Below are 15,070 nucleotides of genomic sequence, written 5' to 3' on the forward strand. Positions count from 1 at the left end.
ACGGCTTTACGGGATCGTCGGTACGTACTCGGAGATGACCCGATTGACCGCGGCGCCGCGTGCGGCGCGGGCAAGCGAGACCAGGCGTCGTAATTCGCCGTCGCCGGAATGCAATTCGTTCGACGTCGCGCCGAAGGTGACGTCACCTCGACCGGCGACGGTGACGATGGCCTCGATCTGAGCGGCGCTATCGATCACTCTCCTCGCACGGGTGTCGTCGTGGGGCGGGAGGTCGACCTGATTGCGCAGCGTGAGCGCGCGGACGGAGCCACGGAGATCGGCAGGAGGGTTGCCTGCGCGCGAGCCGACCCTGGTGGCCAGGGCTGCTGCCTCCGAGACCGATTGCCGCAGTTGATATTCCACTTCACCGACGGGTGCCGACGGGTCTGCGGGCAGCGGGGCGGCGTAGCGGTACACAGACCACCGGCATACGTCGGCGTCGAGGTTGGGGACGAGCGCGAGGGGGCCTGCGCGCTTTCCGATCTCGTCGTCGACAAGCAGGACTTCGCCGGCTGCGAAGCACGCAGACGTGGCAGGTCCGGGGGGCAGACCGTGGGGGTCGCCCGCTGACGGCAGGCGCACCGACATCGCCGTGGCACCGCGTAGGAGTGAGAGGAGTCCGAGAACGCCGTCGTTGCCGATGCGCGGGTGGTCGGTGTGGTCGTCGACCGTGTGGTGATCGGCGAAGATCGCGAGTGTGTCGGCCACGTCGTCGGGTGAGCATCGGCCCGCCAGCCACGCCGCGGCCCAGCCGCCGAGCGCGCATGCTGGCCACGCTCGCGTCACGGTGTGGTCGGTACTGGTCACGAGGAATCACGATACCGATGGCGGCTCACGCGCGCCGCGCGCATCGACACCGACATCGACACCGACACGTCATGGAGGTGCCCGGCGTGGCGACACGCAGCGCGTCGGGTCTGCCCTTAGCGTGTCCGGAGTGAGCGACGATCGATATGGACGAGACGTGCTGGCGACGCCGCGCCGGGCCAAGCCGAGGCCTCCAGAGGTGGCGGCCGAACGTGACCTGGTTGTCGAGGACGCCGCGACCGGCTTCTGTGGTGCCGTCATCGGCTTGGAGAAGAGCTACTCCGGCGACCTGGTGCGACTCGAGGATCGTCACGGACGATCGCGCGTGTTCCTGATGCTGCCGGGGGCGTTTCTCATCGACGGCAAGCCGGTGACGCTCGTACGTCCGCGGACCCGCGGTCCGCAGGCCGCGTCGCGCACCGCATCCGGATCGCGGGCGCTACCGCAACAACGTGCACGGCAAGCCAGAGCGAGTCGACTGTTTGTCGAGGGTGTGCACGACGCCACCCTCATCGAGCGTGTGTGGGGCGCGGACCTCCGCGCGGAAGGCGTCGTCGTGGAGAGTCTCGACGGACTCGACAATCTCGAATCCGCGTTGGCGGAGTTCGGTCCGGCACCGCATCGCCGCGTCGGCGTTCTGGTCGATCATCTCGTCGCGGGATCCAAGGAGGAACGACTGACCGCGGACGTTGGCGAGAACGTTCTGGTGTGCGGGCATCCCTATATCGACGTCTGGCAGGCGGTGAAGCCGTCATCGGTGCGGATCACGAAGTGGCCTGATGTTCCGCGCGGCGAAGACTGGAAGACAGGCATCTGTGCACGACTTCGATGGGGCACACCGCAGGACGGCTGGCGTCGAGTTCTAGCCGGAGTCAACAACTTTCGTGATCTCGAGGTTCCGCTGTTGCGGTCGGTCGAAGAACTGATCGACTTCGTGACGCTCACGCCCGGCGACGACTGACCAGACGGCACAGTTTCTGCTCGTCGTCGGGTTTGTCGGATTCGTTCTGGCACAATGAATATATGAGCGCACTGATCTGGCTTGCCGCCGCGATCGTGCTGCTGATCGGAGAGATCTTCAGTGGCGATCTCGTCCTTCTCATGCTCGCAGGTGGTGCGTTCGCCACTGCGGGTGTCGACGTCGCGTTCGATCCACCGATATGGGTCGACGGAGTCGTCTTCGCCGTGGTGTCCATCCTGCTGGTCGCCGTCGTGCGGCCGGTTGCCAAGCGCCACATGTTGAGTCGACCGCGCGTGCTCACCAACACCGAGGCGTTGGAGGGCAAGCAGGGAATCGTGACCGAGCAGATCGACGGCAATGACGGTCGGGTGAAGATCGGCGGCGAGATCTGGTCGGCGCGGTCGATGGACCCGGCCGAGACCATCGAGCCGGGTGAACATGTGACGATCGTGCAGATCGACGGCGCGACCGCTGTCGTCTGGAAGGGATGAATGGCAATGGAATACATCGGCTTGGCCGTGGTGATCCTGCTGGTGCTCCTCGTTGTGGTGGTCCTGGCGAAATCGGTAGCACTGATTCCGCAGGCCGAGGCCGCGGTGATCGAACGGCTCGGTCGCTACACGCGAACCGTCTCCGGTCAGTTGACGCTCCTGCTGCCGTTCATCGATCGCATTCGCGCACGGGTCGACATCCGTGAACGTGTCGTGTCGTTTCCGCCGCAGCCGGTGATCACCGAGGACAACCTGACCCTGTCGATCGACACGGTCGTGTACTTCCAGGTGACCAACCCGCGGTCGGCGGTCTACGAGATCGACGACTACATCGCGGGTGTCGAGCAGCTCACCATCACCACGTTGCGCAACGTCGTCGGTGGCATGACGCTCGAGGAGACGCTGACCTCTCGTGACTCGATCAACGGGCAGCTGCGTGGTGTCCTCGACGAGGCGACCGGCAGGTGGGGCTTGCGAGTGGCTCGCGTCGAACTGAAGTCGATCATGCCGCCTCCGTCGATCCAGGAGTCGATGGAGAAGCAGATGAAGGCCGACCGGGAGAAGCGCGCGACGATCCTCGCCGCCGAGGGCCAGCGTGAGTCGGCGATCAAGACGGCCGAAGGTAACAAGCAGAGCCAGATCCTCGCGGCGGAGGGCGCCAAGCAGGCTGCGATTCTCGGCGCGGAGGCCGACCGGCAGTCACGCATTCTGCGCGCCCAGGGCGATCGCGCGGCGGTCTACCTGCAGGCGCAAGGCGAGGCCAAGGCCATCGAGAAGACCTTTGCTGCGGTGAAGTCGAGCAAGCCGACGCCCGAGGTTCTCGCCTACCAGTACCTGCAGCAGATTCCGGAGATGGCCAAGGGTGAGGCGAACAAGGTCTGGGTGCTCCCCACCGATTTCGGCTCGGCGCTGCAGGGATTCGCGAGGTCGTTCGCTCAGCAGGGTGATGACGGCGTGTTCCGCTACGAGCCCAACCACGACGAATCGGCCCCGGAGGTCGACGACGCCGAGACCGAGGACTGGTTCTCTCTCGCATCAGATCCCAAGGTGGCGCAGGCGGTAGCAGAGGCCGAGGCCGTTGCGCGCAAGCCCGTCGCCCCCGAGGTGACTGCGCGTCCCGTGCGGTCGTCGCTGCCGTACGCCGAGCCCCAACCTGCTGCGAACGAGTTGGCCGACACCGCGTCTCCCGCGACGACGGCCGACGATGAGGCGCTGCGAACCGAGTGAGGCCGCTTACGCAGTGGTCGACTGGTCGCGTACCGGTAGTCGGACGTCGACGATCAGTCCGATGACCCCGACGGCGAAGAAGGTCGCGCTCAAGAGCATGAGCAGAGGATTGCGCTCGCCGGTCAGAGCGTTGCCGAGCAGGACCACCGCGACGGTGCCCGGCGCAGACGCGATGACCGACGCGATCAGGTAGGGGAGAAGCCGCACGGACGAGAGCCCGGCGCACCAGTTCAACAACCAGAACGGACAGATCGGGATCAATCGCAGCGATCCGATCGCCAGCCACCCGCGTGCGGCAAGCCTCGCGTCGATCGTCATGACAACCGGACGGCTCAGGAAAGGCGTGACCCGATCGCGCCCTGCCCACCGCGCAAGCAGAAATCCGAGCGTCGCGGCAACAGCTGTCGAGATCAGTGCGCCGATGAGTCCGACCACCGGCCCGAACAGCACGCCCGCGGAGACCGTGAACACGGTGCGGGGGATGGGAAACACGGTGACGAGCGCGTACGCGAGGAAGAAGACCCAGACGAACCCCGGTCCGAGGTCCTCGCCCCAACTACGGACGCTCGCAACCGTCGGCACTGGGACCAGGTATGACGTGACCAGCACAGCGCACACCGCTATGAACGCGATGACGGCGTTGCGGACCAGACGTCTGCGTGCCACACGGTCTCCGACATCCTGTGTAGGCGTCGGGGTCACGGTCTCTGAGGGCACCGGGTAACTCTACTCGTCGTCCCTTGTGGCGAACTGCTTCCATGGAGCGCTTACCCGACCGAGCGAACGATCGGCTAAGGTTCGGTTACGCGCCCAACAGGAGCATCACGGAGGTTAGCCAGACCACATGAATGATCAGCCTGTGCAGTCAGACCCGGCACTCGACGAGGCCTACCAACACTGGTCGGAGTCGGCGGCTGCGGTGCTCGCCAAGTCGCGACGTGTCGACGTCGCCGACCTTCCCGATACTCCGGAAGCCCTGCTGTCGACCTCGACAGCCGACGGCCTCACGGTGCGGCCGCTCTACACCCGCAAGGACGAAACCCCCGAGCCCGGACTGCCCGGGGCGTTTCCCTTCGTTCGAGGTGCAGATCCCGCGCGCGATGTGACGGCCGGTTGGCGAGTCACCGAACGATTCGGCGACGACCCGGCGGTCGACGCAGCGGCGGTCAACACCGAGATCCTCGAGGCGATGAACAACGGCACCAGCGGCCTGTGGATCGCGGTCGGCGGGGCTGTGGCTGCCGATGACCTCGCCACGGTGCTCGACGGCGTCTATCTCGATCTCGCGCCGGTGACGCTCGACGCCGGGGCCGACGGAATCGCGGCGGCCGAGGCATTCGCTGCGATCCGTGCGGGCGCGCCGGAGCCGCCGGTGACCACCGCACCCACGGTCGGCACCACGCATTCGCTGGGACTCTCGCCGTTGACTGCGGCGTACAGCGGCCGACCGACCGTGGACGCGGCGCAGGCCACGGCGCTGGCAGTCTCGAATCCCGACCCCGCCCTGCGTGCGTTCCGCGTCGACGGTGCCGACTTTGCCACCGCGGGCGCCGACAACGGCCTCGAGATCGCGCTCGTCGTCGGAGCGGCCCTCACACATCTGCGTGACCTCACCGACGCCGGATTGTCTCCGGCGCAGGCGTTGACCCAGGTGTCGTTCGGTGTGTCGGTAGATGACGACCAGTTCGCATCCATCGCGAAACTGCGTGCGCTGCGTAAGATCTGGGCGCGCGTCGCCGGTGTCGTCGGCGCGCCGGAGGTCGGTGGTGCGCTCACCCACGCGGTGACAGCACTCTCGATGTACTCCCAGCGGGATCCCTGGGTGAACATGCTGCGCAGCACGGTTGCGGCTTTCGGCGCGGGTGTCGGTGGTGCCGACCAGGTGAGCGTCCTGCCCTACGATGCCGCGCTGCCTGCGTCGAAGCGTACGTCGGGGTCGACGTTCACCCGACGTATCGCCCGCAACACCCAACTGTTGCTTCTCGAGGAATCGAACGTCGGCCGCGTCCTCGACCCGGCGGGCGGCTCGTGGTTTGTCGAAAGCCTCACCGACGACCTCGCATCCAACGCGTGGGCGGTCTTCACCGACATCGAAGCGGCCGGTGGCTACCGCGCCGCACTCTCGTCGGACTGGGTCGCCGACCGTATCGGCGAGTCCCTGGCACGACGTGACGTCGAGGTTGCGCACCGGCGTAAGCCGGTCACCGGCGTGAGCGAGTTCCCCAACCTCGACGAGAAGCCGCTCGGCCCCGACACCGCGGACACAACCACCCTCGCGACCGGCGGTCCGCGGCTCGCACGGGTGGGACGTGCATTCGAGGAATTGCGCGACCGATCCGACGCCGTGCTCGCCGACACCGGACGTCGTCCGACGGTGCTGCTGCTGCCGCTCGGAAGCGTCGCCGAACACAACGGTCGTACCACTTTCGTGGCAAATCTCCTTGCCGCAGGCGGTATCGCGGTCATCAACCCCGGGCCGGTGACCGCCGACGACATCGCCGACCTGGCAACAGCGGCGAACACCCCGATCGCGGTCATCTGTGGAACCAAGCAGCGCTATGCCGACGACGGGCCGGCCGCACTTGCGGCGGCACGTGCGGCCGGGATCGGCAATGTGCTTCTCGCCGGCCCTGAAAAGGAGTGGCCTGCAACCGAATCCGACGGGCAGGCGAAGCCCGACGGGTCGCTCCGTGTCGGTATCGACGCCGTCGCCACCCTGAACGATCTCTTTGACACGCTGACCACATCGACCCCGGCCGGGTCGAACACCTCGGGAGCCTCGGCATGACCGAAACACAGCAGACGGGTACGCAGCAGACGGGCACACAGCAGGCGGGAACCATCGGTAGCTTCGCCGACGTCGATCTCGACGGCGCAGGCGATTTCGCGGCCACCGCGGGGTCGTCGGATGTCGCCGACGCGATCGACACGCTCGCAGCGGCAAATGGCTATACGACGGAGCAGGTCGTCTGGAGCACACCCGAACAGATCGACGTCAAGCCCATCTACACCCGGGCCGACCGCGACGCCGTCACCCGCGACGCCGAGCACCCCTATCCGCTCGACTCCATCCCCGGCGCCGCACCCTTCATCCGGGGGCCATACCCCACGATGTACGTGAACCAGCCGTGGACGATTCGTCAGTACGCGGGCTTCTCGACGGCCGCGGAGTCGAACGCCTTCTACCGCCGCAATCTGGCGGCCGGGCAGAAGGGTTTGTCGGTCGCCTTCGACCTCGCAACCCACCGCGGCTACGACTCCGACCACCCGCGCGTCGCAGGTGACGTGGGTATGGCGGGCGTCGCGATCGACTCGATCCTCGACATGCGTCAGCTCTTCGACGGCATCGACCTGGGCGCAGTCTCGGTGTCGATGACGATGAACGGCGCCGTGCTGCCCATCCTGGCGTTGTATGTCGTTGCCGCCGAAGAGCAGGGTGTGCCGCCGGAGAAGTTGGCCGGGACCATCCAGAACGACATTCTCAAAGAGTTCATGGTCCGCAACACCTACATCTATCCGCCCAAGCCCTCCATGCGGATCATCTCCGACATCTTTGCCTACACCAGCGCGAAGATGCCGAAGTTCAACTCCATATCGATCTCCGGCTATCACATCCAAGAGGCCGGAGCGACAGCCGATCTCGAACTCGCCTACACGCTTGCCGACGGCGTCGAGTACATCCGCGCAGGGATCGAGGCCGGCCTCGACATCGACAAGTTCGCGCCACGACTCTCGTTCTTCTGGGGCATCGGCATGAACTTCTTCATGGAGGTCGCCAAGCTCCGTGCCGCACGGCTGCTATGGAGTGAGCTGGTGGCGCAGTTCACTCCGAAGAACCCGAAATCGCTGTCGCTGCGCACACATTCGCAGACCTCCGGATGGTCGCTGACGGCGCAGGACGTCTTCAACAACGTGGCACGCACCTGCGTCGAGGCAATGGCTGCGACGCAGGGCCACACGCAGTCGTTGCACACCAACGCGCTCGACGAGGCCATCGCTCTGCCGACCGACTTCTCGGCCAGGATCGCCCGCAACACGCAGCTACTGCTCCAACAGGAGTCGGGCACGACGCGTCCCATCGATCCGTGGGCGGGGTCGAATTACGTCGAGTGGCTCACCGCGCAACTCGCCGACAAGGCTCGTCGCCATATCGCGGAGGTGGAGGAGACCGGCGGCATGACGCAGGCCATCAACGAGGGTCTGCCGAAACTCCGCATCGAGGAGGCCGCCGCCCGCACACAGGCGCGCATCGACTCCGGGCAGCAACCACTGATCGGCGTGAACAAGTACCGAGTCGATGACGACGAGGAGATCGAGGTCCTCAAGGTCGAGAACTCAAAGGTGCGGGCCGAGCAACTCGAGAAGCTGAAAAGGCTTCGGACACAACGCCATCAGGCCGCGGTCGATGCTGCACTTGCCGATCTCACCCGCGCCGCCGCGTCGACCGACACCTCGGGCGGACTGGACAACAACCTGATGGCGCTCGCGATCGAGGCGGCACGTCATCAGGCGACCGTCGGCGAGATCTCGGCCGCCCTGGAAAAGGTCTATGGTCGCCATCAGGCGCAGATCAAGACCATCAGCGGGGTGTACCGGCATGAGGCAGGCGACGTGAGCAACATCGACGCGGCGACCGACATCGTTCGACGTTTCGCGGAGGCGGAGGGTCGACGACCCCGCGTGCTCGTCGCGAAAATGGGTCAGGACGGCCATGATCGCGGACAGAAGGTGATCGCGACCGCCTTCGCCGACCTCGGCTTCGACGTCGACGTCGGCCCCCTGTTCGCCACGCCGGAAGAGGTCGCCGCACAGGCTGCCGACAACGACGTCCACGTCGTCGGGGTGTCATCGTTGGCGGCGGGTCATCTCACCCTGGTACCTGCGCTGCGTCAGGCGTTGACCGACGTCGGTCGCGAGGACATCATGATCGTCGTCGGCGGCGTCATCCCGCCGGGCGATTTCGACGAGCTCTATGAGGCAGGTGCGGCCGCCATCTTCCCGCCCGGCAGCGTGATCGCCGATTCCGCCGTCGAGTTGATCTCCAAGCTCGCAGACAGCCTCGACATCGAGTTGCCAGAGGTGGCTGCCGGTTAATGGGAGTGCAACGTCGGGTTGATGTTCAGGCGCTGACCGACGGTGTGCTCGGTGATCGTCGCGCCGATCTCGCGAGGGCGATCACCTTGGTCGAGTCAACGCGACCGGATCACCGTGCGGCGGCACAGGAGTTGCTGTTGGCGCTCACCCCGCATGCCGGGAAGTCGTTTCGCGTGGGGATCACCGGTGTGCCGGGGGTCGGCAAGTCGACGACGATCGAAGCGCTCGGGATGCACCTCATCGAGCAGGGTCACCGCGTCGCGGTGCTGGCAGTCGACCCGTCGTCGACGCGTACGGGTGGTTCGATACTCGGCGACAAGACACGCATGGGCACGCTGGCCGTGCACCCCGACGCCTACATCCGCCCGTCTCCGACGTCGGGCACACTCGGTGGCGTCGCGAAGGCGACCCGCGAGAGCATCGTGCTCGTCGAGGCCGCCGGATTCGACGTCGTGCTCGTCGAGACGGTCGGCGTCGGTCAGTCGGAGGTGACCGTCGCCAACATGGTCGATACCTTCACGTTCCTCACCCTCGCGCGGACAGGCGATTCGCTGCAGGGCATCAAGAAGGGCGTGCTCGAACTCGCCGACGTCATCGTGGTGAACAAGGCCGACGGCTCGCATCTGACCGAGGCCAAAGGGGCTGCGCGCGAACTGAAGAACGCGCTCAAGCTGATCTATCCGCACGACGCGCTGTGGGTGCCACCCGTCCTGACGATGAGCGCACTCGAGAACACCGGCGTCGACGACTTCTGGCAGGCCGTCGAGCGCCATCATTCCGTGCTGGTCGACGCGGGCGAGTTCGACGCGAGGCGCAGCCGCCAGCAGATCGACTGGACGTGGACAATGGTGCGCGACGAGTTGCTCAATCGCCTGGCGGCCAGCCCGGAGGTCGCCGGGATCCGCAGTGACGTCGAAGCGCGTGTCGGATCCGGAGACCTGACGCCCGCCCTGGCTGCGCAGGAAATCCTCGCCTCCTTCGATCGTCGGTGACCGAAGGGCCATCGACGGCGAGACCCAGATGACCTGCTACGTTGCTTAGGGTCGCCTAATGTCGGGCACCGTGTCTGTAAGGAAGGCGGTCTCATGCGTTCTCTGGCCAGGATCCCGCGGCGTCGTTTCGCCGCGATGCTTGGGTCGGTGGTATCCATACTCGTCGCGGTGGTGATCGGGTTGGTGCCCACGCTCACCGCGACCCCAGCTGCGGCAGCGCCTGCCACCGCGGGCACGGTGCTAAGCGCCGAGGACATCACCGACAGGCCGGACGCGAAGGTTGCAGGTGCGGGCAAAGTTGTTGCCGTGACCTACCTTTCGCCGCAGAGTGACGGCACGCTCGTGCCCGTGCGTGCCACGATCATGATTCCCGCTGTTGCCGCACCGAAGGATGGCTATCGCGTCCTGGCCTACGGTCACGGCACCGCGGGCCTCGGCGACGACTGCACCGTCACCGACCGCATGGGGCATCAGGGGCGCTACGACTCCTGGCTTGGTCCGTGGCTCAAGAAGGGCTACGTCATCGCGGCGACCGAGTACGCGGGTATCGGCGGCCCCGGTGTGCACGCCTACCTCGACGGCGACATCGCAGGCAAGAACATCCTCGATTCCGTTCGCGCGGCGCGCGTCGTGACCCCACAGTTCACCGGAGCGCAGACCTCGAAGGGCTTTGTGTCCACGGGTGGTTCGCAGGGTGGACACGCCGCGTTGTGGGCGGGTCATCTCACGCCGACTTACGCTCCCGAGTTGACCAATGTCGGTGTCGCCGCGACCTCACCGCCCGTCGACATCGCCGACTACTTCTCGGCGATCCGACCGGGCGTCCCGCCGGTCGAGGTGCCCGACTACGTCACCTACTTCTCGTACGTGCTCGCGGGACTCAAGGTCGCGCGACCCGATGTGGACGTCGATTCCTATCTGACCCCGCAGGGGCGCAAGGTCGTGAAAGATGCGCAGACACTGTGCTACCCGAATCAGGGTCGCGCGACAAAGGGGATGACCGTCGGGCAACTCGTTGCGAAGCCGTTCAACGAGGGTCCGCTGATCCCGGCTTTGCGCTCGGTGACGTACGTCCCCGAAAAGGGTTATCCAGCACCGATTCTGCTCCAGCAGGGCGCACTCGATCCGGTGGCATTCGCGCCGCTGACACAGCGGTGGGTCGATCGCGCGAAGGCGAACGGCGTCAATGTCGATCTGCGGACCTACCAGGCCGGCCACGGCGTCGGTGTCTACGCGGAAACGAACGCGCTGGCATGGTCCGAAGGGCTCCGCTGGCCGACGGCCTGATCGCGGCGCGTCAGCGCTACAACGACCTACAACGACCTACAAAGACCTACAAAGACCTACAAAGACTGCGTCCCGCTCACCGAGGAATCGGTGAGCGGGACGCAGTCGTTGTGGTGGGTTTCTCTCCCCGGGGCAAACCTCAGAACTTGGCGGCCACGGGATCGAGGGTGTTGATCACGAATCCGACCGACGGTGCGCTGGGCACGCTGAAGGCAGGCTGCGTCTTGTCGTCGAGGAACACCACGGTGCCCTTCTGGACCGCGGGCAGCGATGACCAACCCGGAACACGCTCTGCGACAGCGGGATCGCCGCCCGGGGTGTAGACAACGAGCAGATCCGAGTCGAGCAGGTCGATTCGCTCGGCAGAGATGAGGGAGCGCGTCGAACCCTCCTTGTGCTCGGCGGCGACCTTCGGGTTCAGGGTGAATCCGAGCTGGGCGATCAGACCTGCGGCGGCATCGTCGGTGGTGTTGATCGCACCGACCTGGCCGGTCGGACCGACCTGTGCGAAGGTGAACGTCTTGCCAACGGCCGCGGGGTACTTCGCCTTGAAGTCGGAGATCTTCTTGTTCGTCGAGTCGACGAGTTCGGTTGCCTGCTGCTGCTTGCCGAAGATCTGCCCGGTGGTGGTGGCGATCTTCTCCCACGTATCGACCGTCGCGCCCTTGGTCAGGACGGGGATCGTCGGTGCGATCTCAGCCAGCTTGTCGTAGCGGCTCTTGTCGCCGACATAGCCTGCCAGGATCAGATCCGGTTGGTACTTGGCGATCTCGCCGACGCTGACCTGCGAGATGTCTGCAACCTGGATCACCTCGGAGTCGTGCTTGGGCGTCCACTCGAAGCTCGGGGTGCCCTGCGGAACGAACTCAGCGGTGATCGGGATATCCAGCGCCGCAAGGGTATCGGTCCAGTCGGTGATAAGGCTGACCACCTTGGTCGGCTTCTTGTCGATCGTGGTGCTGCCGAACTCGTGGTCGATCGTCACGGGGGCGAACGATTCCGATGACGACGACGATGCGTCGTCCTCTGAGGACGAGCATGCGGCCAGGAAACCGATGAGTCCTGCTGTCAGCAGAACCGCGAGTGCCCGCGTCGCGCGCGTTTTCTTCACTTCAATCCAATCGTCTGTGTCGGGTATGTCAGTTTCGGACGGTACATCGCACATCACATGTCCAACGTCGCACCTCCGTCGACGCGAAGGTCGTGCATGGTGATGTGGCGTGCGGCGTTCGACGCGAGGAATACCACCGTCGATGCAACATCTTCGGGACTTGCTATGCGTCCCAACGGTATTCCGAGTCGATAGGCGTCCGGTTCCCCGGCGAGTACCCGGTCGCGGTCAGCGTCGTCGGTCCACATTCCCCGCAGCATCGGCGTGTCGGTGGAACCGGGGGAGACAATGTTGACGCGGACACCGTACGGCGCGACCCGAAGTCCGAGACTGCGCGCGTACGACGTCGCGGCGGCCTTGGATGCGGCGTACGCGGCCAGCCCCGATCGCGGGGTGGCTCCCGCGTTGCTCGAGACGACCACGACGGATCCGCTCCGTCGCGCGGTGAGGTCGTCGAGTGAGACGTCGAGCAGATTGCGCACCCCGCCCGCGTTCACGGCCATGCAGGTATCCCAGTCGTCGGACATCACTCCGGCGGCCGAGACGACGATATCGACGGGGCCCGCCTGCGTCGCCGCCTTCCACGCATCGCCGACAGCCTGCCGATCGGTGACGTCGACACTACGAATACCGTTGTCGTGCACCAGATCCCACGCGTCCACCGAGGCCCCGTGCGCGCGCAGCAACGCGGTGACGGCTGCCCCGATACCCCCCGCGGCGCCGGTGACCACCGCGCGTGTTCCCGCGAGCGAACCGGGTTGAAGCAACACAGGATCAGGCAGCGCAGAATCAGGCATGGCTGCGCGCCCCGCGCGCGGGGGTGTCCGATTCCGACGTTGCGCCTTTCTGCAGCGCGTCGACAACGTCGTCGGTGGTGAGGACCCGTCCCGCACGCTTTCCGACGTATTCGCACGCCATCGTGTGCTCGTCGCGCGTGAAGTCGGCGACGGCGTCGGCAACGAAGAACGGTTCGACGTCCATCATGAACGCCTCGGTTGCGCTGATCATGCACCCCATGTGGGCGTACACCCCGATCACGATGAGCTGATCACGCCCGTGCCGTGCCAACAGGTGTCTCAGATCGGTGCGCTGAAATCCCGAGTACCGCCACTTGGTGACGGTGATGTCGCCCTGGCGAGGAGCCAGTGCGGGAATGATGTGCTCGTCACGGCCGGAATCGAGTCCACGGCCCCAGAAATCGGCCAGGATTCCTCGACGCGAGGGGTGTTGATCGCCGGGCTGCGCCGTGTAGACGACGGGTATGCCCGCGGCGGTGGCTGCCGCACGAATGGCGACCATGTTCGGGAGCGCGGTCGCCATCGGTTCGGCCTGCGTATCGTAGGCGTCGATGAAGTAGTTCTGCATATCGTGGATCAGCAGCGCGGCGCGCGAGGGTTCCAACTTCCAGTCGACGCGCTGCGGGAACGGTCCGTCGGGAATCTGGTACGGGGTGATCGTCGGGATAGCCACGCCATTAGGGTAGCCTCACCTTTATGCTCGTGTCTCCATGGCCCCCGGAACTGGAAGCGAAATATCGAGCCGACGGACTGTGGGTGGGGGAGACGTTCGACGACGTCCTGCGCTCTCGGGCCGACGACCCGGCGTCCGCCGACCATACCGCTGTCGTCGACATCCACCGCAGGCTCACCTACGTGGAGTTGAACGATCGCGTCAGCCGGATCGCGGCGGGCTTCGTCGAACTCGGGATTGCGCCAGATGACCGTGTGCTGGTGCAGATCCCGAACCGGGTCTGCTACGTCGAAGCCGTCTTCGCGCTGTTCCGACTCCGCGCGATCCCGGTGTTCACGCTTCCCGCTCATCGTGCAGGCGAACTCGTCGGTATCGCGCGCGCTGCCGGTGCCACCGCGATCATCTCGCCACGCGAGGACGCGGGATTCGACTATCGCGGACTCGCCGACACGATTGCGGCGCAAGTTGATTCGGTGACCCGGTGGATCGACGCCGACGACCTCGACGCGTTGTTGGCGCAACCGCTCGAGCACGACCGCGCGAACCCCGCCGAGCTCGCCTTCCTGCAGTTGTCGGGTGGAAGTACGGGCATCCCCAAGCTCATTCCGCGCACACACGACGACTATCTGTACAGCGTGCGTCGCAGTAATGAACTCTGCGGCGTCACCGCCGACACGGTCTATCTCGCGACGCTGCCCGTCGCACACAACTTCCCGATGAGTTCGCCAGGCATTCTCGGCGCGATGTGTGCCGGCGGGACGATCGCCCTCACCGCGTCGCCCGCGCCGTCCGTCGCATGGGAGATGGTGGCGCGCGAGGGCGTGACGATGACCGGCCTCGTGCCGCCCCTTGCGCGGCTGTGGACCGAAACCGCCGAGGCCGGAACATCTTTCGACCTCTCGTCTCTCGACGTCATCCAGGTCGGAGGTGCGCGCTGCCCGGACGAACTCGCACGCCGCATCGGCCCGGCACTCGGGGTGCGCTTGCAGCAGGTTTTCGGTATGGCCGAGGGCCTGGTCTGTTACACGCGGCTCGACGACCCGATCGACGTGATCACGACGACGCAGGGCCGTCCGATGTCGGCAGACGACCAGGTCAGGCTCGTCGACGAGGACGGCGTCGACGTCGGCGCCGGACCTGGCTTCCTGGAGACGCAGGGGCCGTACACGATTCGTTCGTATTGGCTGGACGCGAGCCCGTCGTCGTTCGCGACCGACGGGTGGTATCGCACAGGGGATGTCGTCGAGCTGACCGCAGAGGGCAACATCGTGGTGCGCGGTCGTGGCGGCGATCGTGTCAATCGCGGCGGCGAGAAGGTGTCCGCCGAGCAACTCGAAGAACAGTTGCTGACACACCCTGCGGTGCGCGACGCCATCGTGGTGGCGGTAGCCGACCCCTATCTCGGTGAGCGCACCTGCGCCTACCTGATCGCCGACGACGCCGACAATCCGCCTAACCTCGCGGGTATCCGACGCTTCGTCCGCGAGAACGGCCTTGCGGAGTGGAAGCTCCCCGACATCGTCAAGATCATCGACGAATTCCCCGAGACCGGCGTCGGCAAGGTGAGCCGCAAGAAGCTTCGCGAGATCCTCGCGGGCTGACCCTTCTGACCGATCAGGCCGCTCAGGCC

At 65.9% G+C, this 15,070-nt stretch carries 13 protein-coding genes; 8 read left to right on the forward strand and 5 right to left on the reverse strand.

The genetic code is table 11. From position 1 onward, the window contains the following. Window positions 1-6 precede the first annotated feature (6 nt). Window positions 7-807 carry a hypothetical protein gene (locus tag ABW18_RS02185; RefSeq protein ID WP_049697328.1) on the reverse strand — a complete coding sequence of 267 codons (801 nt, stop codon included), beginning with the start codon at window positions 805-807 and terminating at the stop codon, window positions 7-9. Window positions 808-937: 130 nt separating this feature from the next. On the opposite strand from ABW18_RS02185, the gene ABW18_RS02190 reads away from it, so the two are divergent. The 3 genes from ABW18_RS02190 to ABW18_RS02200 all read left to right on the forward strand — a co-directional run bounded on the left by ABW18_RS02190 (window position 938) and on the right by ABW18_RS02200 (window position 3,486). Next, window positions 938-1,768, forward strand: a complete 831-nt coding sequence (locus tag ABW18_RS02190; RefSeq protein WP_049697329.1) for a DUF3097 domain-containing protein — start codon at window positions 938-940, stop codon at window positions 1,766-1,768. 62 nt (window positions 1,769-1,830) lie between these two features. Further along, window positions 1,831-2,259, forward strand: coding sequence for an NfeD family protein (locus ABW18_RS02195; RefSeq protein WP_049697330.1), 429 nt, complete (start codon window positions 1,831-1,833; stop codon window positions 2,257-2,259). Continuing rightward, window positions 2,260-3,486 carry an SPFH domain-containing protein gene (locus ABW18_RS02200; protein WP_049697331.1) on the forward strand — a complete coding sequence of 409 codons (1,227 nt, stop codon included), beginning with the start codon at window positions 2,260-2,262 and terminating at the stop codon, window positions 3,484-3,486. A 6-nt stretch (window positions 3,487-3,492) separates the two neighbouring features. Here the strand turns inward: ABW18_RS02200 and ABW18_RS02205 are convergent, their stop codons facing one another. After that, complete coding sequence (locus tag ABW18_RS02205) at window positions 3,493-4,203, reverse strand: TVP38/TMEM64 family protein (RefSeq protein ID WP_049697332.1); 711 nt, start codon at window positions 4,201-4,203, stop codon at window positions 3,493-3,495. A 127-nt stretch (window positions 4,204-4,330) separates the two neighbouring features. Between ABW18_RS02205 and ABW18_RS02210 the strand changes: the two genes are divergently transcribed. The 4 genes from ABW18_RS02210 (at window position 4,331) to ABW18_RS02225 (ending at window position 10,859) form a co-directional block, all read left to right on the forward strand. Next, window positions 4,331-6,274, forward strand: a complete 1,944-nt coding sequence (locus ABW18_RS02210) for a methylmalonyl-CoA mutase family protein (RefSeq protein ID WP_049697333.1) — start codon at window positions 4,331-4,333, stop codon at window positions 6,272-6,274. Beyond that, entirely contained in the window at window positions 6,271-8,580 is a 2,310-nt protein-coding gene (gene scpA, locus ABW18_RS02215) for a methylmalonyl-CoA mutase (RefSeq protein ID WP_049697334.1), read from the forward strand. The genes ABW18_RS02210 and scpA overlap by 4 nt, the downstream gene beginning before the upstream one ends. Further along, a complete protein-coding gene (gene meaB / locus ABW18_RS02220; RefSeq protein WP_049697335.1) occupies window positions 8,580-9,572 on the forward strand; it encodes a methylmalonyl Co-A mutase-associated GTPase MeaB in 993 nt (330 codons plus the stop codon). Before scpA ends, meaB begins: the two co-directional genes overlap by 1 nt. A 93-nt stretch (window positions 9,573-9,665) precedes the next feature. Further along, window positions 9,666-10,859 carry a lipase family protein gene (locus ABW18_RS02225; RefSeq protein ID WP_049697336.1) on the forward strand — a complete coding sequence of 398 codons (1,194 nt, stop codon included), beginning with the start codon at window positions 9,666-9,668 and terminating at the stop codon, window positions 10,857-10,859. Window positions 10,860-10,998: 139 nt separating this feature from the next. Here ABW18_RS02225 and ABW18_RS02230 read toward each other — a convergent pair whose 3' ends face one another. The 3 genes from ABW18_RS02230 to ABW18_RS02240 are packed head-to-tail and all read right to left on the reverse strand — an operon-like array spanning window position 10,999 to window position 13,440. Beyond that, on the reverse strand, window positions 10,999-11,970 hold the full coding sequence (locus ABW18_RS02230; RefSeq protein ID WP_049697525.1) for an ABC transporter substrate-binding protein: 972 nt from the start codon (window positions 11,968-11,970) through the stop codon (window positions 10,999-11,001). A 53-nt stretch (window positions 11,971-12,023) separates the two neighbouring features. Beyond that, complete coding sequence (locus tag ABW18_RS02235) at window positions 12,024-12,767, reverse strand: 2,3-dihydro-2,3-dihydroxybenzoate dehydrogenase (protein ID WP_049697337.1); 744 nt, start codon at window positions 12,765-12,767, stop codon at window positions 12,024-12,026. Continuing rightward, complete coding sequence (locus ABW18_RS02240) at window positions 12,760-13,440, reverse strand: isochorismatase family protein (protein ID WP_049697338.1); 681 nt, start codon at window positions 13,438-13,440, stop codon at window positions 12,760-12,762. Before ABW18_RS02240 ends, ABW18_RS02235 begins: the two co-directional genes overlap by 8 nt. A 23-nt stretch (window positions 13,441-13,463) precedes the next feature. Between ABW18_RS02240 and ABW18_RS02245 the strand changes: the two genes are divergently transcribed. Continuing rightward, window positions 13,464-15,041 carry a (2,3-dihydroxybenzoyl)adenylate synthase gene (locus tag ABW18_RS02245; protein ID WP_049697339.1) on the forward strand — a complete coding sequence of 526 codons (1,578 nt, stop codon included), beginning with the start codon at window positions 13,464-13,466 and terminating at the stop codon, window positions 15,039-15,041. The last annotated feature ends 29 nt before the right edge of the window (window positions 15,042-15,070 follow it).

This window comes from Gordonia jacobaea (genome assembly GCF_001186365.1).
Classification (GTDB): Bacteria; Actinomycetota; Actinomycetes; order Mycobacteriales; family Mycobacteriaceae; genus Gordonia; species Gordonia jacobaea.

What these genes read in the sequence shown, in the direction of transcription:
- ABW18_RS02210 (WP_049697333.1), top strand. Translation starts at nt 4,331, where the DNA reads ATGAATGATCAGCCTGTGCAGTCAGACCCGGCACTCGACGAGGCCTAC.
- ABW18_RS02235 (WP_049697337.1), bottom strand. Translation starts at nt 12,767, where the DNA reads ATGCCTGATTCTGCGCTGCCTGATCCTGTGTTGCTTCAACCCGGTTCG.
- meaB (WP_049697335.1), top strand. Translation starts at nt 8,580, where the DNA reads ATGGGAGTGCAACGTCGGGTTGATGTTCAGGCGCTGACCGACGGTGTG.
- ABW18_RS02200 (WP_049697331.1), top strand. Translation starts at nt 2,260, where the DNA reads ATGGCAATGGAATACATCGGCTTGGCCGTGGTGATCCTGCTGGTGCTC.
- ABW18_RS02225 (WP_049697336.1), top strand. Translation starts at nt 9,666, where the DNA reads ATGCGTTCTCTGGCCAGGATCCCGCGGCGTCGTTTCGCCGCGATGCTT.
- ABW18_RS02245 (WP_049697339.1), top strand. Translation starts at nt 13,464, where the DNA reads ATGCTCGTGTCTCCATGGCCCCCGGAACTGGAAGCGAAATATCGAGCC.
- scpA (WP_049697334.1), top strand. Translation starts at nt 6,271, where the DNA reads ATGACCGAAACACAGCAGACGGGTACGCAGCAGACGGGCACACAGCAG.
- ABW18_RS02195 (WP_049697330.1), top strand. Translation starts at nt 1,831, where the DNA reads ATGAGCGCACTGATCTGGCTTGCCGCCGCGATCGTGCTGCTGATCGGA.